28 protein-coding genes and 1 tRNA gene are annotated in these 25229 nt (G+C 48.6%); 15 read left to right on the top strand and 14 right to left on the bottom strand.

Going from position 1 to position 25229, the window contains the following annotated elements; all coding sequences use genetic code 11:
* Positions 1–1128 (top strand): hypothetical protein, encoded by a 1128-nt coding sequence (locus tag H8D24_02145; GenBank protein ID MBC8519198.1) that lies wholly within the window; start codon positions 1–3, stop codon positions 1126–1128.
* Between the two features lie 24 nt (positions 1129–1152).
* Here the strand turns inward: H8D24_02145 and nhaD are convergent, their stop codons facing one another.
* The gene (gene nhaD / locus H8D24_02140) at positions 1153–2595 is read right to left on the bottom strand and encodes a sodium:proton antiporter NhaD (GenBank protein MBC8519197.1); all 1443 of its coding nucleotides are present in this window, start codon (positions 2593–2595) and stop codon (positions 1153–1155) included.
* Positions 2596–2646: 51 nt separating this feature from the next.
* Positions 2647–4029: an efflux transporter outer membrane subunit gene (locus tag H8D24_02135; GenBank protein ID MBC8519196.1), complete on the bottom strand. Its 1383-nt coding sequence runs from the start codon at positions 4027–4029 to the stop codon at positions 2647–2649.
* Between the two features lie 313 nt (positions 4030–4342).
* Here H8D24_02135 and H8D24_02130 point away from each other — a divergent pair, with 313 nt between their 5' ends.
* Both H8D24_02130 and H8D24_02125 read left to right on the top strand, forming a co-directional pair.
* Positions 4343–6166 carry a SulP family inorganic anion transporter gene (locus tag H8D24_02130; protein ID MBC8519195.1) on the top strand — a complete coding sequence of 608 codons (1824 nt, stop codon included), beginning with the start codon at positions 4343–4345 and terminating at the stop codon, positions 6164–6166.
* Positions 6163–6489 carry a thioredoxin fold domain-containing protein gene (locus tag H8D24_02125; GenBank protein MBC8519194.1) on the top strand — a complete coding sequence of 109 codons (327 nt, stop codon included), beginning with the start codon at positions 6163–6165 and terminating at the stop codon, positions 6487–6489. Before H8D24_02130 ends, H8D24_02125 begins: the two co-directional genes overlap by 4 nt.
* Before the next feature lie 30 nt (positions 6490–6519).
* On the opposite strand, the gene H8D24_02120 is transcribed toward H8D24_02125, so the two are convergent.
* The 5 genes from H8D24_02120 to thiS form a co-directional block, all read right to left on the bottom strand.
* Positions 6520–7656 (bottom strand): FAD-dependent oxidoreductase, encoded by a 1137-nt coding sequence (locus H8D24_02120; protein MBC8519193.1) that lies wholly within the window; start codon positions 7654–7656, stop codon positions 6520–6522.
* A 9-nt stretch (positions 7657–7665) separates the two neighbouring features.
* Positions 7666–8262, bottom strand: coding sequence for a TlpA family protein disulfide reductase (locus tag H8D24_02115; protein MBC8519192.1), 597 nt, complete (start codon positions 8260–8262; stop codon positions 7666–7668).
* A gap of 40 nt (positions 8263–8302) precedes the next feature.
* A complete protein-coding gene (gene trmB / locus H8D24_02110; protein MBC8519191.1) occupies positions 8303–8935 on the bottom strand; it encodes a tRNA (guanosine(46)-N7)-methyltransferase TrmB in 633 nt (210 codons plus the stop codon).
* A 71-nt stretch (positions 8936–9006) separates the two neighbouring features.
* Complete coding sequence (locus H8D24_02105; GenBank protein ID MBC8519190.1) at positions 9007–9792, bottom strand: thiazole synthase; 786 nt, start codon at positions 9790–9792, stop codon at positions 9007–9009.
* A gap of 41 nt (positions 9793–9833) precedes the next feature.
* Positions 9834–10034, bottom strand: a complete 201-nt coding sequence (gene thiS, locus H8D24_02100) for a sulfur carrier protein ThiS (protein MBC8519189.1) — start codon at positions 10032–10034, stop codon at positions 9834–9836.
* A 75-nt stretch (positions 10035–10109) separates the two neighbouring features.
* On the opposite strand from thiS, the gene H8D24_02095 reads away from it, so the two are divergent.
* The 4 genes from H8D24_02095 (at position 10110) to H8D24_02080 (ending at position 13048) form a co-directional block, all read left to right on the top strand.
* The gene (locus H8D24_02095) at positions 10110–11066 is read left to right on the top strand and encodes a diguanylate cyclase (protein MBC8519188.1); all 957 of its coding nucleotides are present in this window, start codon (positions 10110–10112) and stop codon (positions 11064–11066) included.
* Between the two features lie 88 nt (positions 11067–11154).
* Positions 11155–11230: transfer RNA gene (locus tag H8D24_02090), tRNA-Phe, on the top strand.
* Between the two features lie 101 nt (positions 11231–11331).
* Positions 11332–12723, top strand: coding sequence for a cation:proton antiporter (locus tag H8D24_02085; protein ID MBC8519187.1), 1392 nt, complete (start codon positions 11332–11334; stop codon positions 12721–12723).
* 109 nt (positions 12724–12832) lie between these two features.
* Positions 12833–13048, top strand: coding sequence for a hypothetical protein (locus H8D24_02080; GenBank protein MBC8519186.1), 216 nt, complete (start codon positions 12833–12835; stop codon positions 13046–13048).
* Positions 13049–13129: 81 nt separating this feature from the next.
* Here H8D24_02080 and cysQ read toward each other — a convergent pair whose 3' ends face one another.
* A complete protein-coding gene (gene cysQ / locus H8D24_02075) occupies positions 13130–13930 on the bottom strand; it encodes a 3'(2'),5'-bisphosphate nucleotidase CysQ (GenBank protein MBC8519185.1) in 801 nt (266 codons plus the stop codon).
* Positions 13930–14475 carry an ADP compounds hydrolase NudE gene (gene nudE, locus H8D24_02070; GenBank protein ID MBC8519184.1) on the bottom strand — a complete coding sequence of 182 codons (546 nt, stop codon included), beginning with the start codon at positions 14473–14475 and terminating at the stop codon, positions 13930–13932. The genes cysQ and nudE overlap by 1 nt, the downstream gene beginning before the upstream one ends.
* Positions 14476–14495: 20 nt before the next feature.
* Here nudE and yrfG point away from each other — a divergent pair, with 20 nt between their 5' ends.
* Positions 14496–15152 carry a GMP/IMP nucleotidase gene (gene yrfG, locus H8D24_02065; GenBank protein ID MBC8519183.1) on the top strand — a complete coding sequence of 219 codons (657 nt, stop codon included), beginning with the start codon at positions 14496–14498 and terminating at the stop codon, positions 15150–15152.
* Between the two features lie 5 nt (positions 15153–15157).
* Here the strand turns inward: yrfG and rhlB are convergent, their stop codons facing one another.
* The gene (rhlB, locus tag H8D24_02060) at positions 15158–16504 is read right to left on the bottom strand and encodes an ATP-dependent RNA helicase RhlB (GenBank protein ID MBC8519182.1); all 1347 of its coding nucleotides are present in this window, start codon (positions 16502–16504) and stop codon (positions 15158–15160) included.
* Between the two features lie 200 nt (positions 16505–16704).
* Here rhlB and trxA point away from each other — a divergent pair, with 200 nt between their 5' ends.
* From trxA to H8D24_02025, 7 genes are all read left to right on the top strand, one after another.
* Positions 16705–17031 carry a thioredoxin TrxA gene (gene trxA, locus H8D24_02055; protein MBC8519181.1) on the top strand — a complete coding sequence of 109 codons (327 nt, stop codon included), beginning with the start codon at positions 16705–16707 and terminating at the stop codon, positions 17029–17031.
* A 152-nt stretch (positions 17032–17183) separates the two neighbouring features.
* On the top strand, positions 17184–18440 hold the full coding sequence (gene rho / locus H8D24_02050) for a transcription termination factor Rho (protein ID MBC8519180.1): 1257 nt from the start codon (positions 17184–17186) through the stop codon (positions 18438–18440).
* Positions 18441–18532: 92 nt separating this feature from the next.
* Positions 18533–18739, top strand: coding sequence for a 50S ribosomal protein L31 (rpmE, locus tag H8D24_02045; protein ID MBC8519179.1), 207 nt, complete (start codon positions 18533–18535; stop codon positions 18737–18739).
* A gap of 144 nt (positions 18740–18883) precedes the next feature.
* Complete coding sequence (gene hemE, locus H8D24_02040; protein MBC8519178.1) at positions 18884–19948, top strand: uroporphyrinogen decarboxylase; 1065 nt, start codon at positions 18884–18886, stop codon at positions 19946–19948.
* A 147-nt stretch (positions 19949–20095) separates the two neighbouring features.
* Positions 20096–20452 (top strand): helix-turn-helix transcriptional regulator, encoded by a 357-nt coding sequence (locus H8D24_02035; protein ID MBC8519177.1) that lies wholly within the window; start codon positions 20096–20098, stop codon positions 20450–20452.
* Positions 20453–20556: 104 nt separating this feature from the next.
* Positions 20557–21768 (top strand): organoarsenical effux MFS transporter ArsJ, encoded by a 1212-nt coding sequence (arsJ, locus tag H8D24_02030; protein MBC8519176.1) that lies wholly within the window; start codon positions 20557–20559, stop codon positions 21766–21768.
* A gap of 4 nt (positions 21769–21772) precedes the next feature.
* Positions 21773–21967: a hypothetical protein gene (locus H8D24_02025; GenBank protein MBC8519175.1), complete on the top strand. Its 195-nt coding sequence runs from the start codon at positions 21773–21775 to the stop codon at positions 21965–21967.
* A gap of 30 nt (positions 21968–21997) precedes the next feature.
* On the opposite strand, the gene adk is transcribed toward H8D24_02025, so the two are convergent.
* The 4 genes from adk to H8D24_02005 form a co-directional block, all read right to left on the bottom strand.
* Positions 21998–22633, bottom strand: a complete 636-nt coding sequence (adk, locus tag H8D24_02020) for an adenylate kinase (protein ID MBC8519174.1) — start codon at positions 22631–22633, stop codon at positions 21998–22000.
* A gap of 174 nt (positions 22634–22807) precedes the next feature.
* Positions 22808–23701 (bottom strand): fructosamine kinase family protein, encoded by an 894-nt coding sequence (locus H8D24_02015; protein MBC8519173.1) that lies wholly within the window; start codon positions 23699–23701, stop codon positions 22808–22810.
* Positions 23702–23922: 221 nt separating this feature from the next.
* Positions 23923–24858 (bottom strand): homoserine kinase, encoded by a 936-nt coding sequence (locus H8D24_02010; GenBank protein ID MBC8519172.1) that lies wholly within the window; start codon positions 24856–24858, stop codon positions 23923–23925.
* The gene (locus tag H8D24_02005; GenBank protein ID MBC8519171.1) at positions 24858–25202 is read right to left on the bottom strand and encodes a hypothetical protein; all 345 of its coding nucleotides are present in this window, start codon (positions 25200–25202) and stop codon (positions 24858–24860) included. Before H8D24_02005 ends, H8D24_02010 begins: the two co-directional genes overlap by 1 nt.
* Between the last annotated feature and the right edge of the window lie 27 nt (positions 25203–25229).

Genomic DNA, 25229 nt, shown 5'->3' with positions numbered 1-25229 from the left:
ATGAGATCGGTGGGAGATTTTCAGCTAGAGCAGCGCATGACGCGCTATAGTCAATTCATTCCCAGGCTCTATAATTTCTGCCTCTCGCTGGGGTTTGAGCCAGGCAGGATTATGCCCTCTCGCGCCTTCTGTTCGGATGAGAACCAAGGCTTCCCCATCATTCTAATCGCCAAACACTTTGGTACCTTTCCATTCAACCATGGGCGAGTTGGGGGCATTGTGGCAACCGACCGCCACGGGCCTCATGCCCACCATGGCCAGGATATGGTAATTATTCAGGCTAGCCACGTTGGCTATGACCCGGATACAGAGCAGTTTGGTAGTTATCGTAGGCTACAGACCAGCCACTGCGAGTCTACCTCCGACTGTGGCAAGATTGCCGGGGTCTCCAGCTGGTATCTTAGCGAGTACCATTTTGCCTGTGAAAACATCCTGGTGAAGCGGCGTAATGGCGAGATTATGGTAACTATAGACAACCAGCTACTTGATGGCCGTCGCCAGGAGGGGTTGGTGCTGTGTCTGGAGAGTATGGTGCAACAGGATGAGCAGGGGGAGTATCTTATCCTGCGCGCACTGAGTACCTCAAAGATGTTTCTTGCAACAGCCGCTTTTGCAGAGCGTTTCTCACTCCTGGAGGAGGGAGAGGCGCAGGTAATTGGTTCGGCATTGAGCGCAGAGCTCTTCTCTTTTGAGAGAAATATTCAGGAGGCAGAGGAGGGGCACGACCATCTGGAGAGAAATCTGCTACCCTATATGCCACAGATTGTAACTACAAACTCCCCGGCACTGATTGCCGCACAGATCAATTCACAGGTTGAATTTGACCGCGCCTTCAGAACCATCACCCAGGATCCTGCCTATCATGGCAAGCGCCTGCTCTTTATCTCCGGGATCAACATCGATATCTCACCACGGGTTGGACAGATCTTCCCGTTGACCAAGTTTGTTCCATGGGCCGCCTATTTTCAGGACAGTGACGGTTCTCGTGTGACCTATGAGCAAGATGAGCTATGGGAGCTACTGAGTGAGCAGTCTACCGACAACCCGGATCAGATTGATCTGGATGGCGCTATTCAGCAGATGGAATATCTGGAAGAGGTGGTGATCGAGTCTCCAGGGGAGCAATAGCTCTATGAATAGGGGGAGGTGGTACTAGCCCCCTGCTGCAATCCCGAGAGCGGGGAGTGCAAAATAGGAGTCATTGACCAGTAGATGGACCCAGATACTGGCAGCATATCCAAGAGCGATCACCGGGGTCCACTTGAGATGGCCAACAAAGGTGTACTTTCCGCGCGCCTGCCCCATCAGCGCAACTCCGGCCGCAGATCCGATGGAGAGCATGCTTCCGCCAACCCCAGCGGTCAGTGTCACCAGTAGCCACTGTCCCATCGACATATCAGGCATCATTGTCAAAACCGCAAACATCACGGGAATGTTGTCAACAATAGCAGAGAGTACCCCAACAGCCACATTGGCATTGGTGGCTCCCCATTGAGCGTACATCACCTCAGAGGCAAGAGAGAGATAACCAATAAATCCGAGGCCACCAACAGCCAGGATTACCCCATAGAAGAAGAGCAGGGTATCCCACTCAGCACGGGCCACCTTGTTGAAAATATCGAAAGGGGCGGGAAGGGCAGGATCCATAAGATCGCCATGCTCTCCACTATCAGGGATATCCTTGTCGAAGGTCTTTTTCAGGTAGTAGCCGAAAAACTGTAGATAAGCCAGGCCGGTCATCATTCCCAGAACTGGCGGCAAGTGCAGGAAGTTGTGGAAGCTAACCGCTGTCGAGATAGTCAACAAAAACAGCAGGATAATGCGTCGGGCACCACGCTTCATTGTTGTTACCTCATCGCTTGCCTCAGGATGCATGTCAGGTATAGCGAAATGCATGATTGCGGCAGGGATCACAAAGTTAACAACAGATGGAATGAACAGTGCGAAGAAGGTTCCAAAATCGACAATTCCCTTTTGCCAGACCATCAGGGTGGTGATATCACCAAAGGGGCTGAAGGCGCCTCCTGCATTGGCTGCCACCACGATATTGATACAGGCAAGGAGGATAAACTTTCTGTTGTCACCACCCACAGCCAGCACCACTGCACACATCAACAGTGCTGTGGTCAGATTGTCAGCAATTGGGGAGATGAAGAAGGCAAGGATGCCGGTTAGCCAGAACAGCTGGCGGAATCCGAAACCTTTGCGAACCAGCCAGGATCGTAGTGCCTCGAAGACACGACGCTCCTCCAACGCATTTATATAAGTCATGGCAACCAGCAGGAACATCATCAACTCGGAAAATTCCAGGAAGTTGTGGCGTACGGCTACTTCAGCAGCATGGGGCATACCGTGGGATGCGTAGACCGTGGCGATCATCGCCCAGATAATGCCAGCTGCAAGCAGTACCGGTTTGGACTTTCTCAGGTGGGTAAACTCCTCAGCCATTACCAAGAGATAGGCAAGGGAAAAGATAATTAGGGATAGAATTCCAATAGTCTCTCCAGTCAGATCAAGAGCCTCACCGGTTTGTCCAGATGCCAGGCTTGATACCGGAAAGATAAGTATTAAAAGAGAGGTGAAGAGGGTTTTCATAATTATTAATTCCTTGAGGTGTCTCTCTATTTTATAGCTAGTGGATGTTTATTAAAAGGATCCGCCCAGCGCCAGGTGAAGAGTGATTCTGTTGTTAATATGGTCGGCAACCGCTCGCAGACGTTTACTTTCGTGAGTATATGCACGTTGTTTCGCATCCAGCAAAGTCAGGATATCGGTGAGCCCGTTCTGATAACGGTATAGTGCCAGAACAGCTGCAGAGTGGGATTCATTGGCTGCGCGGGTCAGTGACTCCACTCTCAGGCGCTGATAGTGGTCGGCATCCAGCGCATCTTCCACCTCCCTGAATGCAGTCCGGATGATTTGCGCATGGTTTATTAGTGCCTCTCGGTGTTCGATTCTCTCCAGCATCTCCTCGGCCTTTAGCCTCTCCTGCTGAAATAGGGGTTGAGTGAGATCACCCAGCAGGCTCCAGATCAGAAAATCCCAGTCAAGCAGGTTTTTTAATTCACTACTGGATGTTCCACCACTGGCGGTCAGGGAGAATGAGGGGAGACGGTTTTTTGCAGCAACCTCTGCATCAAGGCCGGCCGCAACCATACGCTTGTTGCTTGCCGCTATATCAGGGCGGCGCTTCAGCAAGTCAGATGGCAGACCTGCCGGAATAGAGCCGCCTATTTCTGGCATAGGCTCAGAGACTGTAAGTTCTGCTGCAGGGTAGCGACCCAGCAGGGTCTCCAATTCTCGCAATAGAAGGTTCTGTCCCATTCGTTTGCTGGCTAGCCTCTCCTCTGATGCGGTTAACTCAATTTTTATGAGATGTAGATCAAGCGCATCAACCAGTCCATTTTGAAAGCGATCCTCAACCACCTTCAACGCCTGTTGGTCTGCATTAAGCTGATATTCAGCAAGTTCTGTCTGCTGTTTTGACTCCACAGAATCAAACCAGTTTTGGGCTACCTCGGCGGCAAGAGAGAGGCGCGCCGCTCTGAGATCAGCCGCCACAGCCTCTGTCAGGGTTATAGCAGAACGCTCCTGATTTGATAACCTATTCCAGAGATCAACCTCCCAGACAGCCGAGACATCAAGAGTGTGGCGGTTACTGATTGATGCACGATCTGTAGATGAGATTGAACGAGATCGTTTGGAACTGATGCCTCCCTCAATAGTGGGGAGAAGATTGGATGATGCTATGGAGGCGGTCTCATTGGCGCTATACCAATTAAGTGCGGCAATCTTCAGGTCATGATTATGGGCAATGGCTTCTGCAACAAGTTGCTCAAGCTGCGGAGAGTTGAAATCTTTTAGCCATTCATCTGTAATCGATCCTGGCCTAACCGCATTTTCAGCCGTAACAGCACTCCAGCTAACAGGAGGGATGAGGACGGCTGTTGTGGTGTCTGGCGGCAACTGGTTGCTGCTGGCACAGCCTCCCAGGATGCCGCCCAGAAGAATCAGTAATGGTAGCTTCATATCCGTATGATCCCCCGGTTCGACTACTCTTGTCTACTGTGTAGGTGGCCGGTCTTGATATGTTTTGAATTTTATCCATACACATTATTCAGGTTTGGATGCTATACAGGCTGACTTTGAGAGAGGTTGGGGAGGATCGTGCAAAATAAGGAATCCGCTATGCTCTTATATTCCCTTGAATCACAAGGGATTGATTGGTATCATCTGCCGCCACTCCAGCAAGCTCGTCTGCTCCATATCGTCTCTATGTCGTCTGATATGTGTTTTTGTTGTTATATGAGTGCCTTGTAACCCTTTGAACGGTAATAGTTTTATGGAAATGATCCAGCGTTTTCTCCCCTTTCTGAAATGGTTCCCAATGAATGGAGAGACCATTCGTGCTGATCTCATAGCGGGTATTACGGTTGCCCTGGTACTTATACCTCAGTCCATGGCTTACGCTCAGCTTGCAGGGCTTCCTGCCTACTTTGGACTATATGCATCGTTTCTGCCGGTGATGGTGGCCGCGCTCTGGGGATCTTCCAAACAGTTAGGGACTGGGCCGGTTGCGGTGGTCTCGCTGTTAACCGCTGTTGCTGTGGGAACTGCACTGCAATCCAACCTGCCTGAAGGTGTGAGCAGTATTGATGCAATGAATCAGGAGCAGTTGGTTCAGTTTTATGTGCCACTGGCCGTTCTGCTGGCTCTTCTAGTCGGGCTATTTCAGTTAACGCTTGGCGTGTTGAAATTGGGAGTGGTGGTCAACTTTCTTTCACATCCGGTGATTGTTGGTTTTACCAATGCAGCAGCGATGGTTATTGGCCTCTCTCAGCTAAACAAGATTTTTGGAGTAACCAAGGATCGTAGTGACTTTTTTATTGGTGATATCTGGGGAGTATTGCAGCAGTTGGGTGATACTCATATGATGACCCTCTTTATGGGGGTTTTGGCCTTTGCCATCATGATGGGAGCCAAGAAGTTTATGCCCAAACTGCCAGGAGTTCTGTTGGCTGTGGTAATTACTACTGTATTGAGCTACATGATCGGTTTCCAGGGTATGGGGGGTGCAGTTGTTGGAGAGATTCCTGAAGGCCTTCCGGAGATGAAGGTTCCAACCATCAACCTTGAGGTGCTTGGTATTCTCTTTACCAGTGCAATTGTTATCTCCATGGTTGGTTTTATGGAGGCGATCTCCATCGCCAAGGCGATGGCAGCCAAGACCAAGGATAGGGTTGACCCTAATCAGGAGTTGATTGGACAGGGGTTGGCCAATATTGTGGGCAGTTTCTCCCAAGCCTATCCGGCCAGTGGCTCCTTCTCGCGATCTGCAGTAAACCTCAATGCAGGGGCAAAGACTGGAATGTCTTCGGTCTTTACTGCAGTACTGGTGCTGATAACCCTGCTCTTTCTGACCCCGCTTCTATATCATCTGCCAAAGGCTGTGCTGGCAGCGGTAATCATGATGGCAGTAATCGGCCTGATTAATTTCAAGGCATTCAAACATACCTGGATTGCCAATAAACATGATGGTGCAGCATCAATAGTTACATTTGTTGCAACTCTGGGGTTTGCCCCCCATCTCGATCAAGGCATTATGATTGGTGCCCTGTTGGCGCTTGGTCTATACCTCTATACAACAATGAAGCCTCGTGTGGCAATTCTGGGGCGCTATGCTGATGGAACCCTGCGCGATATCAGTGTCCATAATCTTCCACAGGATAAGCGCATTGTAGTTCTTCGTTTTGATGGCTCTCTCTACTTTGCAAATGTCTCCTATTTTGAAGAGGCAATTCTTGAGGCGTTATGTGCACGCCCGGATGTAAAGTATGTCCTGGTGGTTGGTGATGCCATTAATCAGCTTGATGCCTCTGGTGAGGAGATGCTTCATCAGTTGGTTAACCGGCTAAAGGATAATGAGATTACTCTGGTGTTTAGTGGTCTCAAGGCGCAGATCCACAAGGTCATGCAGCGCACAGGCCTGTTTGGACATGTTGGTGCAGAGAATATTCATCCCAATGAGGATATGGCTATCGACTATATCTACCGCCGCCTTGATGGAGAGGATTTCGGCAGTAATTATTGTGCTCTCATCACCCCTGAGGGTGAAGAGGAAGAGGAGAAAAATGCACGCCGGGATTCTCTGGAGGAGGCCTTCTGATTCAGGTTGATGTCGATAATTTCGATCAGACAGTCATTGCAGAGTCCTCAAAACATCTGGTAGTGCTGGACATCAGTGCAGAGTGGTGTGGTCCTTGCAAGGTGCTAGAGCCTATTCTTGAGCGCTTGGACCGGGAGTATAGCGGAGAGTTTATCCTTGCCAAGCTTGAGGCAGAGGATGAGAATATGAAGATTGCCGGGCGCTTTGGTGCACGTGGCTTTCCAACAGTAATCGCCTTTATCGATGGGGAAGAGGTGGAGCGATTTCAGGGCGCCAAACCGGAATCTTTTGTGCGGGACTTTATAAACCGTAACCTGCCGTAACTATTCCCGGACAGACTGCCAGGGCGGCTCTTAGCGAACTCCGCGCAGATAGATCCACTCAAACAGAAGTTTGGCCCAGTGAAAGAGACGGGTCTTGAAGATTATTGCGCGCTTCATATCCCTATATACCAGAACTCCAGAGTTGACCGAGTCAACAATACATATCAGCTCAACCTTGAAGTGATGATTCTCAGGGCTTCCTGTCATATCCGAAAGCATATTTTTGACTGCAGCCGCAGCCTGTAGATCTGCCATATGAGCCTGCTTTGGCATCCACTCAGGGCCAGGAAAGCTTCCGCTGTCACCCGCAACATAGACGTTGTTGAAGCCGGGGACGCGACCTCCCTTGTCAGCAACAACAAACCCCCCCGGGGATAGTGGAAGACCACTCTCAGAAAGCCATACGGAACCTGTTAGTCCAGGCATAAACAGGGTGAGGTTACTCTCAATCTCGCCCCCTTCAGTAATTACAGAATTTTCTGTGAAGCCTTTCATTTTGTGCCCGAGGTGAGTCTCTATCCCACGTTTTTTCATCTCACGCAACAGCCCCCCAGCGGCTTTTGGCCCAAGTTTTTTGCCGGGTTCAGGGGCCGGGCTGAAGAAGGTGATTTTGAACCGATCACGTCGCCCCTGTTTGCGTAGCAGGGTATCAATGCCGTAGAGGAACTCGAAAACCGGCCCACCACGCATTCCTGCAGGCTCTTTAGGGTTGCCCCCAAACCCCATTGCGATTGATCCACCATCCATTGCTGCGATGCGGTCACGAATTTGTTCACCAGCATGAATGCCATCACAAGGGATAATTGCATGCTCCTTGATTCCAGGTAGTTTCTTGATGAAGCTGGCGCCACTCGCAATCAGTAGACGGTCATAAGGCAGTGCGCACTGATCAGTATTGACCTGACGGCTCTCTGCATCGAGGCCGGTAACGCTACCCTGAAAGAAACGTACATTAAAACGGGCAAAAAAGTTTTCCAGAGGGATCTCCAGATCCTCACGTGAGCGCAGGCCAGATGGTATCCAGATAGTGCTGGGTAGATAGGAGAATATTGGGCGCGAAGCAACCATGGTGATGGAGCCACTGAAACGTTTTTTGCGCAGTGTCTTGACCGCAGTCAGGGCAGCAAATCCAGCACCTAGAATAACAATTTTTTCATCTGATCCCATAATCAATTTTTACTCTAAAATAATTGGTTTTATCTCACTGTCGAATGAGAGCTTGCTAAGTTGACCGCGGTGAATATAGCGAATACGACCATCTCTATCAATAACCACAGAGTATGGGAGAACCTGATCATTGTTGCCCCAGTCAGCCATGATTGCGCTGCTGGTAGCTAGCAGAACTGGATAGTTGATCTCTAGGGTGCGGGCGAAGTTTTTTATCTTGTTTGGATCATCAATACCGATACCGATAATCTGAAAACCATTCTCGCCATACTGGCTCTGATACTCAATAAACTCAGGAATCTCATATTTGCATGGAGGGCACCAGGTAGCCCAGAAGTTGAGCATTATTACCTTACCCTTCCAGTCACTCAGACTATGAAACTCCCCGTTGGTATCCTCCAGAGAGAAGGCTGGAATATCCCAGGCATTGATTACATTCCCATCAAGCTGAAAGTCGATAGTACGAGGCGGTATCGAGGCTGACTGTTGCTCTGCAGGGCCAGGGTTCTCATCCTGGACCCATAATCCTCCCAATTTGTAGGCAATAACAGCTCCAACAGTAAGTGCAACCAGATAGAGTGCAGTGGTAAAGCGGTTTCTCTCCATGGTTATCATGATCCTCCTTGAAAGTTTTGACGAGTATATCCTACTCTTCAATCTTCTCGAAGAGCAGATCCCAGACCCCGTGACCCAGTCTTATCCCACGTTTTTCGAACTTGGTAACTGGGCGAGATTCAGGTCGTATTGAGAAGTTGCCAGCCCCGGCCACATTTACAAGACCAGGTTCATTGCTAATGATCTCCATCATCCACTCCGAGTACTCTTCCCAGTCAGTTGCCAGGTGGAATACTCCTCCAGGCTTCAGAATGTTATGAATTTTTCTGACAAATTCAGGTTTCACGATACGGCGTTTGTGGTGCCGTTTTTTATGCCACGGATCTGGGAAAAATAGCATAACCGAGTCAAGGGAGCCCTTCGGAATCTGCTCACTAATGGCCTCAATGGCATCATGTTTTAGCAGACGGATGTTTTTGACCCCCTTTTTGTCAATCTCATCCAGCAGCCGTCCAACTCCAGGGCGGTGTACCTCAATTCCAAGATAGTCTGAACCGGGGTTTGCCAGAGCCAGCTCCAGCAGGGCATGACCCATACCAAAGCCGATCTCAAGGTGAAGTGGTGCACTACGTTGAAACAGGGCGGGAGGATCCATAGCGTCACCGGAATCAATACCAAATCTGGGCCATAACTCATCAAGTGCACGCTGTTGACTCCTGGTCATACGCCCCTCACGGCGCACAAAAGAGCGAATGTGGAACAGCTTTTCTGGAGAGACCACGGTTGTGTAGCCTGTTAGATGAAGTGCCCGTCTATTGGAGAAGAGGCGCTAGCATAGGCTTTCTTGGGCATGCGTCCAGCAAGGAATGCTTCACGACCTGCCTCAATTCCCTTTTTCATTGCTGATGCCATCAAGACTGGATCTTTGGCTGCTGCAATTGCAGTATTCATCAATACACCGTCACAGCCCAGCTCCATGGCAATGGCTGCATCCGAGGCTGTTCCAACTCCCGCATCTACCAGAATGGGTACATTGGCATTCTCTACAATAAGTCGAATATTGTGGGGGTTGCGGACTCCTAACCCAGAGCCGATTGGGGCTGCCAGAGGCATAACAGCTACACATCCCATCTCTTCCAGGCGTTTGGCAATTAGTGGGTCATCAGTTGTATATACCATGACCTTGAAGCCATCCTTTATCAGAACTTCTGCTGCCTCAAGTGTGGCGGTAACATCCGGGTACAGGGTTTTCTCATCCCCGAGAACTTCGAGTTTAACCAGATCATGACCGTCCAGTAGTTCACGCGCCAGGCGACAGGTTCGAATTGCGTCATCAGCAGTAAAACAGCCAGCTGTATTGGGCAGAATGGTGTATTTTTCTGGGGGTATGGCATCAAGCAAGTTGGGTTCGTCAGGATTCTGTCCAATATTGGAGCGGCGAATAGCGACAGTCACAATCTCTGCCCCACTGGCCTCTGTGGCTAATCTGGTCTCTTCCAGATCCTTGTATTTTCCTGATCCAACCAGCAGGCGGGAGTTGTATGTTTTTCCAGCAATTACAAAGCCGTCATTTGTATCCATAACATTGTTTTCCTGATGTTTCTGTTGTCTCTGTTTACTCTTTAACCACCACCAATAGCGTGGACGATCTCAACCTTGTCTCCATCATGTAGTAGATGTGTCTCGTAGCCGCTTCTGGAGACAATCTCCAGGTTGATCTCTATTGCAATTCGTCTTCCCGTTAGTTGCAGCTCCTCGATAAGGTCTGCGGCTGTAGATTTGTCTGGAAGGGTGCGGTTTTTACCGTTGAGAAGAATAACCATGGTGGGTCAGAGGTAGTTGTTTGAATCTGTTGTCAGCCGCGGATTGTCGTTCGATCTACCTGTGGTGTCAATGGAATGGTGGTTTTCTTGATTGACGACCTCTATAAAGAGGCAGACAATGCAGACTCGAGCTTCTTCTGGAGGGGCAAGATGAGCAGCATGAATATTGTAGATTCACTGAGAGCCAGCAGTGCACCTGTTATCTATTTCAAGGATATAAAGGGTAGGTTTGTGTGGGTAAACCAGGGGTGGATAAACCTTTTCCGGGTCAATTCAGAAGATATTCTTGAGAAACCCCATTTCGGCGCCTACAGCGAAGAGCTTGCTAGGGGTCATCGAAAAAACGAACAATTGACTGTTGAGCAGAACAGGGAGATGACCTTTGAGGAAGAGATTACTCTGACTGATGGGCGGCATTGCTATCTGACTACAGTTTTTCCCATGTATGACGACAGGGATAAGCTGGTTGGTGTTGGCTCCATTTCGGCAGATATTACAGAGTATCGAGAGGAGCTAGACAATCTTAAGAGCTCCCAGACAGACCTGCAGGAGCTGGTAATTCACGACAATATGACTGGCGCACTAAACCGCCAGGCACTGCAGGATAGAGCAACCCAAGAGATGATGAGATACCGCAGGTACCGTCACCCATTCTCTCTGATAATGTTTGATCTTGATTACTTCAAGGAGGTGAATGATCGGTACGGACATGCGGCTGGAGACAGACTGCTGATTCATTTGGTTGAGGTTGTAAGTAGTCTGTTGCGAGATACAGATAGTTTGTACAGAATGGGAGGGGAAGAGTTTGTAGTGCTGGCACCGGATACGGCAATTGACGGAGGTATGAGGTTGGCAGAGAGAGTTCGTTCAACAGTTGAATATACAGATTTTTCTCCGGTAGATGCCTTGACTATCAGTGCTGGTGTTTCTGCAATGGTTGAGGATGCAGATCTTGATGATCTGCTTAAACGGGCAGATGAGGCGTTATACAGAGCTAAAAATGAGGGCAGGAACAGAGTGATAGCAGAATGAATCCTCCAATCTCTTGACCAGAGCTCCGTGATGCGCTTCAATACGCATCCTTTCGCAGTCTCTGTTATTGAGAGCAGAACATGTTTTTGGCCGGATAGCTCAGTTGGTAGAGCAGAGGATTGAAAATCCTCGTGTCGGTGGTTCGATTCCACCTCCGGCCACCATATAAACAACGACTTATCGGTTATCCGGTAGGTCGTTTTCTTTTTTGGCAATCCAGGGTGTGGTAGCCGCCAAGTCTGATTGACGATATGATTAAAACGATATGGAATCTATCCACACCGATCCTGTAGCTCCAGTTCTTCTTGGGCTAACAGTTATTACGCTGTTGGCTCTGTTGGGGCGACATATTGCAAAACGTCTCAATCAGCCATCTGTGCTGGGTGAGCTTGCCTTTGGGATGTTGATTGGAAATATTGGTTACTGGATTGGAAGTGATCTGATCTCGGTTTTGCGTGAATCAGGCGCGGTATTCAATGCAATAAACCTCTCTCTTGATGCGGGTGTCACGCTTGAACAGGCTCTTAAGATCACCCTTGGAGATGAGCTGGCAGATGAGATGCTACCAATTCTCTCTAGCTCTCAGGGCGGTAAAATTACTGATGTAATCCAGATTATTGATAGTTTTTCCAGAATTGGCCTGCTCTTTCTGCTTTTTGCGGTTGGGCTGAACTCATCCACAATCGAGCTGCAAGCATCGGCAAAATCGGCATTTCGGGTTGCAATGATTGGGGTGATTGCACCGTTTGTTTTTGGTATTGGAGTAATGCAGTTGCTTGCGCCCCAGGCTCACTGGACCACTAATCTACTGGTTGCTATTGCGCTTTGTGCCACCAGCATTGGTATTTCTGCACGGGTTTTTCATGACCTCAACCAAGACAACACTGAGGTTGCACGTGTTGTCTTGAGTGCGGCAGTTATTGATGATGTGTTGGGGCTGGTTCTTATGGCAATTGGTATTGATGCGGTCTCTCGTGGCAGCCTGGATATGACAAGTATTGTCTACTCCATTATTCAGGCAGCAATGTTTTTGGCCTCTATATATCTGCTGGTCCCCAGGATAATTCGTGCTGTGATCAAGCATCTTCACCACCTTGATCTGTGGGAGGCAGAGCTGTTTATTGCGTTCCTGATGCTGACCAGCCTCTCCTGGTTGGCTGATTTTGTGGGCCTCTCTGCAATCGTAGGGGCCTTTGCCGCAGGGTTAATTCTGAGCAACCATGAATTCAATTACTGGATGAAAGAGTGCGATTTAGAGAATAGAGAGTGTAGGCTTGATCATGAGATTCGTGAACAGATACGCCCCTTTGAGGCTGTCTTCGCTCCAATTTTCTTTGTGTTGATGGGGATGCAGGTAAAGCTTGAGGTTTTTCTTGATCAGGAGATTGTTCTGCTTGCTTCGGCTCTGACTATTGTTGCGATTGTTGGCAAGATGATCAGCGGGCTTGGTGCAGAACGTCATCTATCAAGATCAGCTATTGGTGCGGGCATGGTTCCTCGAGGCGAGGTTGCACTTATCATGGCAGCGATAGGAAAAGGGCTTGGTGTTCTTGGCCCATCGCTCTTTTCTGCCGTGGTGATTATGACAGTTGTAACCACACTGGTAGGACCTGCTCTGTTGAAGTGGAGGTTGACGTCAGCTGACGTCAATACGTAGAAAGCCGAGCATCTTGTTGTATGGACGGGTGTTTTTGTTCCAGAATTTATGTAATGATTCGCTTATATTGGGTTTATAAGGGCTGCTTGTCAGCAGGATAAGATTAGTTATGGATCAGAAGAAGGTTGATCGAGCGTTGGAGATCGTTGGTCAGATGGGCTGCGAAAAGACGCGTGAAATCATTCGTCAGCTAGAGGCAGGAGAGGAGGTTCACCCCTGTGAAAATCTGTCGATTGATGAGTGTAAATCGATGCTGGAGGAGCTAAAAGAGGTCATGGCGGTCTACGGCGATGACTGCTGCCCAATCCCTGCTGTTCAGTCTTAGGGCAGCTCACGTCGTGACCCAATCAGATCTCCATCCCATCAAGCTTTTTCAGAGGCTCCTCAGGCTCACGGCCTGGTATCTCTAAAGGTAGCGTGACCAGTTGCGCGTTCCCTTTCCAAAAACAAAGAAGTGCGGGTTCAGCAGAGACTCCTTGGTGTTGTACCGCAGTGGATTCATTGCGGTATCGGTAATCTGTCCACCAGCCTCTTCAACAATGCACTGTGCTGCAGCGGTATCCCACTCTGATGTAGGCCCAAGACGAGGATAGAGGTCAGCTTTGCCTTCGGCAATCAGGCATGATTTGAGCGAGCTGCCCATGGGGAAGATGCGATGTGAGCCAATCTTGTCCAGGAAGTCGGTGATAACCTCGTTGTGATGAGATCGACTGCCTGCAACCACCAGTTGTTCTTCTGATGGAGAGCGAGCATGGATTTGTGATGGCAATTCGTCGGGAAGCTGTTTCCATGATCCTCCGTCACGCCATGCATAGTATAGAATCTTGTTAACAGGCACCTGAATTACTCCAATAATTGGGCGCTGGTTCTCAATAAGGGCTATGTTGACGGTAAACTCACCATTTTGTTTGATGAACTCTCTGGTGCCATCAAGGGGGTCGATCAACCAGTAACGTTGCCACTGTTTTCTCTCCTCAAACGGAATGAGATCTGACTCCTCGGAGAGAACAGGTATCTCGGGTGTAAGCTGTGCCAGCCCTTCGGTGATGATAGTGTGGGCAGCTAGATCGGCCTCGGTAAGTGGGGTGTCGTCCTTCTTGTCAGTGACCGAGAAGCCGGCATCGTAGATTTTCAAGATGCCCTCACCGGCACGCTGAGTCAGTGAGATCAGAGGGGCAATTAGTGGTTGTAGCTCAAGGGTATTCATTATTGCATCTCTCTAACCATAAACAGGGCAGCGATAGTGCGAGCCTCGGTCATCTCTTCTTGTTCGATTAATTTATTCAATTGGCTAAGTTTCCAGGGAATGACCTCTATCTCCTCCGGCTCATCTCCCGGCAGTCTCTTCTCGTATAGCTCTCTACCAACAACTATATGGGTAGTGTGGCCGAGGTAACCGGGCGCAATGGTAAGGGAGTCAATATGCTCCAACTTGTTGGCACCATAACCTACCTCCTCCATCATCTCTCGGTTGGCTGCTTCCAGAATGGATTCACCCACATCTATTTTCCCCTTTGGAAGGGCTAGCTCGTAACGGCCTACCCCAACGGCATACTCTCGAATCATCAGCACGGTATCCTCATCCACCATTGGTACTATAAGAACTGCTCCACGAGACGAGCTCTTCAATCTCTCCCACTGTGCCTCTACTCCGTTGGAGAATCTAAGATCAACCGACTCTATAGTGAAGAGGCGGCTTTTTGCACAGATCTTGGTATTCAGAATCTCTGGAGGGGTTCGATTTTTAGACATATGGAGTATCCTACCCCACTATGGTTGATTGGTCACAAATCGAAACAGTTCTTCTGGATATGGACGGAACCCTGCTGGATCTCCATTTTGATAATTATTTCTGGCTGGAGCATGTTCCCATGCGCTATGGAGAGAAAAAGAATCTTTCACTGCATGAGGCAAAGCAGGAGGTTTACCAGCGCTGTCAGGCGATTGAAGGGACGCTGGAGTGGTACTGCGTAGACCACTGGAGCAGAGAGCTGGACCTTGATATTCTCCAGCTCAAGGAGGAGGTCCACCATCTGATTGCAGAGCATCCACATGTACGTGATTTTCTTGATGCAGTACGTGATTCAGGGCGGCGTGCAGTATTGGTGACCAATGCTCATGGCAAAAGTCTTGATCTGAAGATGCGTAAAACTGAACTCGGTCCATATCTTGATGAGATCATCTGTGCGCATGATCTTGGTCTGCCAAAGGAGCACCCGGAGTTTTGGGAGCGTCTACAGGAGCATGAACAATTTGACCCGCAACAGACGCTATTGATAGATGATAGCCTCAGTGTGTTGCGCTCGGCGCAGCAGTACGGAATTTGCCACCTGTTGGCAGTTTACCAGCCGGACACAAAAAATCCTCCAAAGAGTGTGGAGGATTTTGATGCAATTAACGGGTTTCGTGAGTTAATACCAGTCAGGTAACAACTCTAGCGGTTCCGGGGGCGTCTACGTTGCCCGTTTCTATGTCCTGAGTGAGATTTGCCATGATACCCATTGTTGGAAGAGCGATTCCCCGCTTTTCCCCCTCGATTTCTTGATGGACGTTTGACAGGTGGCTTCAGTTCAGCCAGCATGTTGCTGGTAATTGCTCCGACTGGAATCTTGTGGTCGATATAGTCTTCGATATCAGGCAGTGAAAAGGAGTATTTTTCACAGGCAAAACTGATGGCATCTCCACTGGCACCGGCACGGGCAGTTCTGCCAATACGGTGAACATAGTCCTCACGATCCTGCGACAGATCGTAGTTAAAGACATGACTGACTTCTGGGATATGCAGGCCTCGTGCAGCAACGTCTGTAGCAACCAGTACGGGAACCTCTCCCTTCTGAAATTTCTCTAATAGCTGTTGGCGTTTTTTCTGTGGCACATCGCCAGAGAGTACAGCAGCAGGAAAGTCATTGCCTTCGAGGAAGCTCCATACCTTGTCAGCCTCAAATTTGGTGTTAACGAAGACAATACTACGGTGCGGAGCCATATCCTTCATCAAACCAATCAGCAGGGGTATCTTCTCGTTGTTGGCCGGGTAGTAGACTACCTCGTTCACATTGGAGGCGGTAACCTGTTCAGGCTCTATTTTGATCTGTTCAGGGCTGTTCATATGGTCGTATGCCAGTTCCATGACACGGAATGATAGAGTGGCCGAGAAGAGCATGCTCTGACGTTTTTCCGGTTTAGGGGCGCGGTTCATAAGAAAACGAATGTCCTTGATAAAACCAAGATCAAACATGCGATCAGCCTCGTCCATAACTACAACCTCGGCCGCCTTGAGGTCAAAAACATGCTGCTTGAAGTAGTCGATTATGCGTCCTGGTGTACCAATCAGGATATCTACACCGTTCTCGATAACCTTGCGCTGCTGCTCATAACCCGTGCCGCCATAAGCGAGCCCAAGTTTGAGTTCGGTAAATTTACCGAGCTGTTCCGCATCATTGTGAATCTGGATTGCCAGTTCGCGTGTAGGAGCAAGAATAAGAGCCCGTGGTTGATTTACGTTTTTCCAGTGTGGAGGGTGTTTTCTTAATAGACGATCCATGATTGCCAATAGAAAGGCTGCAGTTTTTCCTGTCCCGGTTTGGGCCTGACCAGCAATATCTTTTCCCTCCAGAGCCAGAGGCAATGTACCTGCCTGAATTGGAGTGCAGTATTCAAAGCCAAGGGCATCCACACCCTTGACAAGCTCGGGAGAGAGCTTTAGAGATGAGAATAGGGTATCTGAAAGATGCGATCTGTTGTCGTCTTTAGGATTATCATTTGTTTTGTTCTGTGAGTTCATGGGTGCGGAGAATAGCAGAAACTGTAATGGAACCCTGAAGAATGTGAAAATTAAGGCTTGCATTGTCTGGGGGATTGAGCTGAAATAGAGGAAATTAAATCTGCTATTAGGTGGCAGAAGATCCAAAACATTCAGTTACAGGGCTCATCGTCCGCGATGCCAGTCCCAAAAAAATCCCTTCTTAAAGGAGCAAGCAAACAATGAGTGACGATATTGTCCATATTACCGACGACAGCTTTGATGATGAGGTGCTGGCTGCAGAGCTTCCAGTGCTGGTAGATTTCTGGGCAGAGTGGTGTGGTCCATGCAAGATGATTGGTCCGGTACTTGAAGAGATTGCGGGTGAGTATGCAGGGCGAGTCAAGGTAACAAAGCTTAATATTGATGAGAACCCAAATACCCCACCAAAGTTCGGTATTCGTGGAATTCCAACTCTGATGCTCTATAAGGGCGGTGCCGTTGAGGCAACCAAGGTAGGGGCAGTTAACAAATCACAACTTTCTGCATTTATTGAGGAAAATATTTAGATATTTTTTGTCACGGCCTGTCTCTTTCAGGCCGTGACCAGTTTTACCATACATAATCCGGCTGTTTTGCCTCGCTTCGAGGTTATCTGGTACAGCCAAACAATCTTAATTCAAACTTTCACAACCAATCCTATATAGGAAAATCAATCATAATGAATTTAGCAGAACTTAAGCTCAAGACTGTTCCAGAGCTTCATGAAATCGCTCAGGCAAGCGAGATCAATGTCCAAAATCGTCAGAGAAAACAGGATCTGGTGTTCACCATCCTGAAGGGGCTGGCGAAGCGCGGGGATAGCATTGAGGCTGGCGGTGTACTTGAGGTTTTGCAGGATGGTTTTGGTTTTCTGCGTTCCAGTGATGGCTCTTATCTGGCGGGACCAGATGATGTGTATGTGTCACCCAATCAGATCCGTCGTTTTGGGATGCGTACGGGAGACACAGTTACAGGTACGGTCAGGGCTCCGAAGAAGGGAGAACGTTATTTTGCGCTCCAGAGAGTAGACAATATCAATGGTGAATCACCTGAAAAGGGCAAAAACAAGACCCTGTTCGAAAATTTGACACCACTGCATGCCAATGACCGTCTTACTATGGAGCGTGGTAACGGTAGTACAGAGGATCTGACAGCAAGATTGATAGATCTAGCCTCCCCAATCGGCAAGGGGCAGCGTGGATTGATTGTATCTCCTCCAAAGGCTGGTAAGACGGTAATTATTCAGAATATTGCCAAGGCGATTGAGTACAACCATCCTGAAGTGCAGCTGATTGTACTTCTAATTGACGAGCGTCCGGAGGAGGTTACCGAGATGCAGCGCTCTGTAAAGGGCGAGGTTGTCTCCAGTACATTTGACGAGCCGGCATCTCGTCATGTACAGGTTGCAGAGATGGTCATCGAAAAAGCAAAACGGATGGTCGAACACAAGAAGGATGTGGTTATTTTGCTTGATTCCATTACCCGTCTGGCCCGTGCCTACAATACAGTTGCCCCCTCGTCAGGAAAGGTGTTGACTGGTGGTGTTGATGCCAATGCGTTGCATCGCCCAAAAAGGTTCTTTGGTGCGGCACGTAATGTGGAGGAGGGCGGAAGTCTGACCATTATTGCAACAGCACTGGTTGAGACTGGGTCTAGAATGGATGATGTTATTTATGAAGAGTTCAAGGGTACCGGCAACATGGAGCTCCATCTGGATCGCCGTATTGCTGAGAAGCGTGTATTCCCGGCTATCAATATCAACCGTTCTGGCACTCGTCGTGAGGAGTTGTTGACCAATCCTGATGAGATACAGAAGATCTGGTTGTTGCGCAAAGTGTTGCATCCAATGGACGAGCTGGCAGCAATGGAATTTGTGCTTGAACGCCTGCGTGCTACCAAGAGCAATGCTGACTTCTTCGATGCAATGAAGCGATAGTTGTTGTCAAAACACCTGTTTTAGGTATAATTCGCGTCCGGATTTGGCCCCTTGAGGCCAATAGAATGAATTTGAATAGTTGAGATAATGTGATGAAGAGCGGAATTCACCCAGAGTACACTGAAGTAGACATAACCTGTAGTTGCGGTCATGCATTTACAACCAAGTCCACCATGGCGGACGATACTTTGCATATCGACGTATGTTCTCAGTGCCACCCTTTCTTTACCGGAAAGCAAAAGATTGTGGATACAGCTGGTCGTGTTGACAAATTCCGTCAGAAATACGGAGAGATGTAACTCGTCTGTCGAAACAGATTTTGAAAAAGGGCATCTCTTCGGGATGCCCTTTTTTTATGTTCTATCTTCATTCAATGTGTGCAAAGTAGAGTAAAATCGCCATCAAAACAGAGGAAGAGAAAAGTAGTAGTTTAAGGAGGATATATGTCAGAACTAAAAAATGATCGTTTTCTTCGTGCATTGATGCATGAGCCTGTAGATGTTACCCCAGTTTGGATGATGCGCCAGGCAGGACGTTATCTGCCTGAGTACAAGGCAACTCGTGCCCAGGCCGGCAGTTTTATGGATCTGTGCAAGAATCCCGAATTGGCCTGTGAGGTTACCATTCAGCCGCTGGAACGTTTCCCTCTGGATGCTGCTATTCTCTTTTCTGATATCCTTACAGTGCCTGATGCAATGGGTCTTGGGCTCTACTTTGCCGAGGGTGAGGGGCCGAATTTTGAGCGTCCTGTTCGTACCGCAGCTGATGTGGACAAACTGTTTATGCCAGACCCTGAGGGTGAACTAAAGTATGTGATGGATGCGGTTCGCACTATTCGCAGAGAGCTGGATGGACGGGTACCTCTGATTGGTTTTGCTGGTAGCCCATGGACTCTGGCAACCTATATGGTGGAGGGAAAGTCTAGCAAGGAGTACGCCATCACCAAGGCGATGATGTACTCCGACCCAGCCATGTTGCACAAAATTCTTGATGTAACTGCCAAGTCAGTGACAGCTTATCTAAATGCCCAGATTGCTGCTGGTGCGCAAGCAGTAATGGTCTTCGATAGCTGGGGTGGCGCACTGTCACACGATGCCTATAAAGAGTTTTCGCTGCAGTATATGCAACAGATTGTAGACGGCCTAACTCGCGAAAACGATGGGCGCAAGGTTCCAGTTATTCTCTTTACCAAGGGTGGCGGGCTCTGGCTTGACTCAATGGCAGATACCGGATGTGATGGATTGGGTCTGGATTGGACAGTCGATATTGGCAATGCTCGTGCCCAGGTTGGTGATCGTGTGGCTCTGCAGGGAAATATGGATCCATCCGTACTCTACGGCACACCAGAACGTATTCGTGAAGAGGTGGCTACGATACTTGGTAGATACGGTAGTGGCTCGGGCCATGTATTTAATCTTGGTCACGGCATTCATCAGCACGTAGATCCTGAAAATGCTGGAGTCTTTGTGGATGCTGTTCATGAGTTGAGCGCGCAATACCACAGCTGATTTTGTCAATTTGACCGCAGAATACGTATTTCTACGTATATAGGTCTGCCCGCTGTTAATGGTACGATACCCTCACCCCACCACTGGAGGAGAGCTTAAAAACTTTGGTGGAGAGGGGTACCAAACAGATGAGGGGGGAGTGTTATTTTGCAAGACGTATCAAATCTTCAGGCACAGCAGAAATGCGATGTGTTTGACAACAAGGACGAGTTAACCCAAACGGCATCTACGCTACAGGCACTGAGTCACCCTATGAGGCTGAAAATTCTATGTCTTCTTGGGGATGAGGAGATGATTGTCAATGATATTCTGGGACATGTTGGATCAACTCAGAGCAATGTCTCACAACATGTTGAGGTTCTCAGAAAGGCAGGAATTGTGAAATCCAGAAGAGTTCACAACAAGATATATTGCTCAGTCAAAACCGATGAGATGATGCCTCTTATTGCTCAGATCAAGAAGATATTCTGTACAGAGAAAGAGAGCAGTCTGATCTTCACGTAAAGGTTATTTGGGAGAAGGGTGAGCCGGTATCTTGTTAAGTCAGGATGCCGGTTTTTATTTGGGTGTTCCTCATGTGGAGAGGAGCTTATAAATAGTCGCGCATCATGCAACAGTCTATTCGTCATTACCTGGTTGTAACGGGGGGCTACTGGGCCTTCACCGTTACCGACGGCGCCATCCGCATGCTGGTAGTGCTGTATTTCCACCTGCTGGGTTATTCGCCGTTCGAAGTGGCGATGCTGTTTCTCTTCTACGAGTTTTTCGGCATGGTCACCAACCTGGTCGGCGGTTGGCTCGGGGCGCGCATCGGTCTTAACCTGACAATGAACATCGGGATGGGGATGCAGGTGGTAGCGCTGGCGATGCTTACCGTGCCGGATGCCTGGTTATCGGTGGTCTATGTGATGGCGGCACAGGCCTTGTCCGGCATTGCCAAGGACCTGAACAAGATGTCTGCCAAGGCCTCGGTAAAACTTATTGCCGGTGATGGTGGTGAGTCAAAGCTGTTTAAATGGGTGGCCGTTCTGACCGGTTCTAAAAACGCGCTCAAGGGCGGTGGTTTTTTCGTGGGTGCTGCATTGCTTGAATGGATCGGCTTTCGCGGTGCTTTGATTGTGTTGGCATGCATGCTGTTTGTCGTGCTGATCATTACGGCGGTCATGCTGCCTTCGGGTGTTGGCAAGATGACGTCCAAACCGAAGTTTACCCAGGTGTTTTCCAAAGTGCCCGCGATCAATTGGCTGTCGGCAGCGCGTTTTTTCCTGTTTGGTTCACGCGATGTGTGGTTTGTCGTGGCCTTGCCGGTGTTTCTGGTGGAAGTGGCTGGCTGGTCAGTGACCGGCGTGGGTACTTTTATGGCAGCCTGGGTCATCGGTTATGGGTTTGTACAGGCGTCAGCACCAAAACTACTGCGGCGTAGTCATCATGGACAGGGGCCTGGTGGAGGAACTGCAAGATTCTTGGCTTTTGTGCTGGCGGTATTTCCAGCCGGTATTGTCATTGCAATGCAGCGGGGCTGGCCAATTGAAACTGTGCTGGTCACAGGGTTGATTCTGTTCGGTATTGTCTTTGCGATCAATTCGGCGGTGCACTCCTACCTGATTTTGGCCTATTCCGATCATGACCAGGTGTCGATGAACGTCGGATTTTACTACATGGCCAATGCCGGTGGCCGTCTGGCGGGCACGGTCTTATCCGGGTTGATCTACCAGACGTATGGACTGGAGGGCTGTCTGTGGCTGTCATCGGGTTTCGTGTTGGCTGCTGCCATGCTTTCCTTTGCGCTTCCTTCTGTCCAATCTACTGCCGGAGAATAAACCATTGTTTGAGCAACTGGCCAGTTTGCTCGTTTATCAGGGGTTGGCCTTGTCACCAGCAAGCCACTGGGGTGCTGTACTACATTTCTTCGTAATGGACGTCGCCAAGATCTGCGTCCTGTTGCTCGTGATCTATGTCATCGGTTTTGTCAAAGCCGGCATCGCCTGTAATCACATCAACAAAAAAGCCGCTCATTGAGCGGCTTTTTTGTTTTCAGGAAGATGTTGTTTATCCGCCTAGTCCATCAAAGATCTGGTTCTTAATCTCATCAACACTGCCAACACCGTTAACCTTAATGTAGTTGCAGTCTTCGTTGTTGTAGAAGCTGATCAGAGGCTCCGTCTGTTCATGGTAGATGTTGAGACGAGCCTTTACGGTCTCTTCCTGATCATCCTCTCGCTGGATCAGATCCTCACCAGTTACATCATCCTTGCCTTCATCTTTGGGTGGATTGAAAACAACGTGGTAGGTGCGGCCAGAGGCAAGATGGACGCGACGACCTGACATACGCTTGATGATCTCCTCATCAGGAACATCGATCTCAACAACGGCATCAATCGGAACACCAGCCTCTTTCAGGGCTTCAGCCTGTGGGATTGTGCGAGGGAAACCATCAAACAGGTAACCGTTTGCGCAGTCATCATCGGTGATACGCTCTTTTACCATACCCATGATGATGTCATCAGAGACCAGGCCACCCTCGTCCATGATCTTTTTGGCAGCAACACCAAGCTCAGTGCCAGCCTTTACGTGGGCACGAAGCATGTCACCGGTAGAGATCTGTGGAATATTGTATTTGTCTTTGATGTAGTTAGCCTGTGTACCTTTACCGGCACCTGGGCCACCTAGAAGAATAATGCGCATTTTGTTTGACTCCTTGTCAATCCTGGAACCGAACAGGGCATCATTGCAATGATTTGATCTGTTCCGATTCTCAAATAAAAAAACAGGGTCTTGTGATTTTCACAAGAGCTGGTTAATTATCGGATTAATAAGGGGTTGATTGCCAGTTGAGGTTTTCAATGGGCGGATAAGAAATTACTGATATCGGTTTTGTAAAATCCTCTCCATCAGGTTCTCTGCCTGTCGACCATACCCCCCTCCAAACAGGTTGAAGTGGTTGAGTATGTGATAGAGATTGTAGAGATCTTTTCTCGATGTGTACCCTGGGCTTAGAGTCCAGCTCTCATTATAGGCATTGTAGAAGCGGTTGGAGAAGCCACCAAACAGCTCTGTCATTGCCAGGTCGGTTTCGCGATCACCATAGTAGAGTGCAGGGTCATAGATAATTGGATCCCCGATTTTTGTGGTTGACCAGTTTCCTCCCCAGAGGTCTCCATGTAGCAGAGATGGGATGGTATTGTGATCCACAAGAATCGACTCTATCTGTGCAAGTAGCTGTCTACCATTTTCAATAATAGAGGGGGCAGCGCCTTGTTGTGCGGCCCACTGGAGCTGAGGAGCAATACGGTGATCTTTCCAAAATTTCCCCCAGGATGACTCCTGTCGGTTGATCTGTTTTGTTGAGCCTATGGTGTTGTTACGATCCCAGCCAAACTTTGGTTTTGTAACCTTGTGCATCTCCGCCAAGCCATGTCCCAGAACCTCTTCGGATGTTTCTGAGGCTCCCGCCATCTCAATAAAATCCATTACCAGAAAGGCACTGTCTCCAGCACTTCCTGCAAGTATTGGTAATGGGGTTAGTAGTGTATTGCTGCTTTTTATCTCTTCCAGCGCAGCAAACTCTGCCAGAAACATGTCAAGCAGCTCTGCCCTGTTTGCTTTTACAAAAAACTGTTCTGAGGTGGAGGTTTCCAGAATAAATGTCTGGTTGATATCACCTCCAGATATTGATTCGTGAGATCTGTATTCCATTACAGTTCGCAGGTGTTCTGCAAGCTGAGTGGTAACTATCTTCAGTAACTCACTCATTATTCATAGCGTTATTCACAATATCAACAGCTTGGCGAGCCAAGAAAAAACTGATGGCGCCATAAGTTCTATATCTATTAGAAAAGCAGAATAATATGTAATTCATTGTTATCTATCGAATTATTTTTTGTCCGATATATCAGGAAGCTACGACATGCTTTCTCTGTTCAACTACAGGAATTCGTTGAATCTATTCTATACACAAAGTTATCCACAGGCTGTCAGAGTGATAGAGGATTATCTCTATGCCATACCATGATCTGCCGAAATGCGTCTGGATCTTTGGTATGAGTCATCTCTCCTGGGCGCGGAAAGTGCAGGTCTTGTAGCCTGGAGAGCCAGAAACGTAGTGCTGCTGCACGCAACATTGTTGGCCAGAGTTGGTATTCTTCTTCAGTAACAGGGCGTTGTTCGCGATAGTGCGTTAAAAATGAGCTATATCTGGCGCTGTTGATAGATCCATCATGACCTGTACACCAGTCATTAACGGTTATTGCGACATCGTAGAGCAGGGCATCATTACATGCATAATAGAAGTCGATGATGCCTGTTAGTTGTTCACCAACAAAAAGGGCATTATCTCTGAACAGGTCAGCATGGATTATGCCCTGTGGGAGCTCGCCGCGTTTTGAGACTGATTGAAACTGTAGCTCCTCTTCAAGCAGCTGTTTATCATCACTCCCCATTTTTTCTGCAATTATCTGAATCGTCTCCCGACACCAGCGGATGCCGCGAGGGTTCTCTCGGTGTCCACTAAAGTTGTGAGCCATGGAGTGCATTCGCCCCAGGGCCTTGCCAAGTGCAGCACATTGTTCCTGATTCGGATAATCCACGCTACGACCATTAAGACGCTGAACAAGGGCAGCTGGTTTGCCAAGAAACTTGCGAAGATATTCTCCGCTCTTGTCAGCAATTGGGTGTGCGCTAGGCACCTTGTGTTCAGCCAGAAAGGCCATAATGTCGAGAAAATATGGTAGCTCTTCCCACTCCAACTGTTCAAAGATGGTTAGAACAAATTCACCATCTGTAGTGGATACAAAATAGTTGGTGTTCTCGATTCCGGCCTGAATGCCCTCATATGAGATTAGCTCTCCTACACTGTACTGCCCCATTAGTTCGACAAGCTCATCCTGTGAGACAGTTGTATAGACAGACATTAGCGATTGTCCGAGTTATTATCTGTTGATGATTCCCAGCGAAATAGCTCCCATCGTGGGGCCTGGAGAGATGGAGATGTATCATCCTGTTTAAATTCCAGGTAGGCAGCCTCATTTGGGTCGCTTAGAAAGTAAGAGTGTTTGCCCGTTGGTGTTGCGGGTTTAGCATCTCTCTTTAATTCATCTTCCAGCGAGATTGATTTCGGTAAATCAGGCGGGGTGATGGTGATCATGGCGGGAGGGGTAGTAGAGACTGGATTCGGGTCTGCATGGATAAGCGGAAACTGGATAAGCAGAAACAGGCTGAAAAATAGTCGGGCCATGGTTGATCTTTGAATATTCACGTTGTTTATTTCGGTTCATGCTGTTGG

Source organism: Candidatus Thiopontia autotrophica (assembly GCA_014384675.1).
Taxonomy (GTDB): domain Bacteria; phylum Pseudomonadota; class Gammaproteobacteria.
Note: the sequence above shows the minus strand (reverse complement) of the source record. Positions and strands in the feature narration are given on the sequence as shown.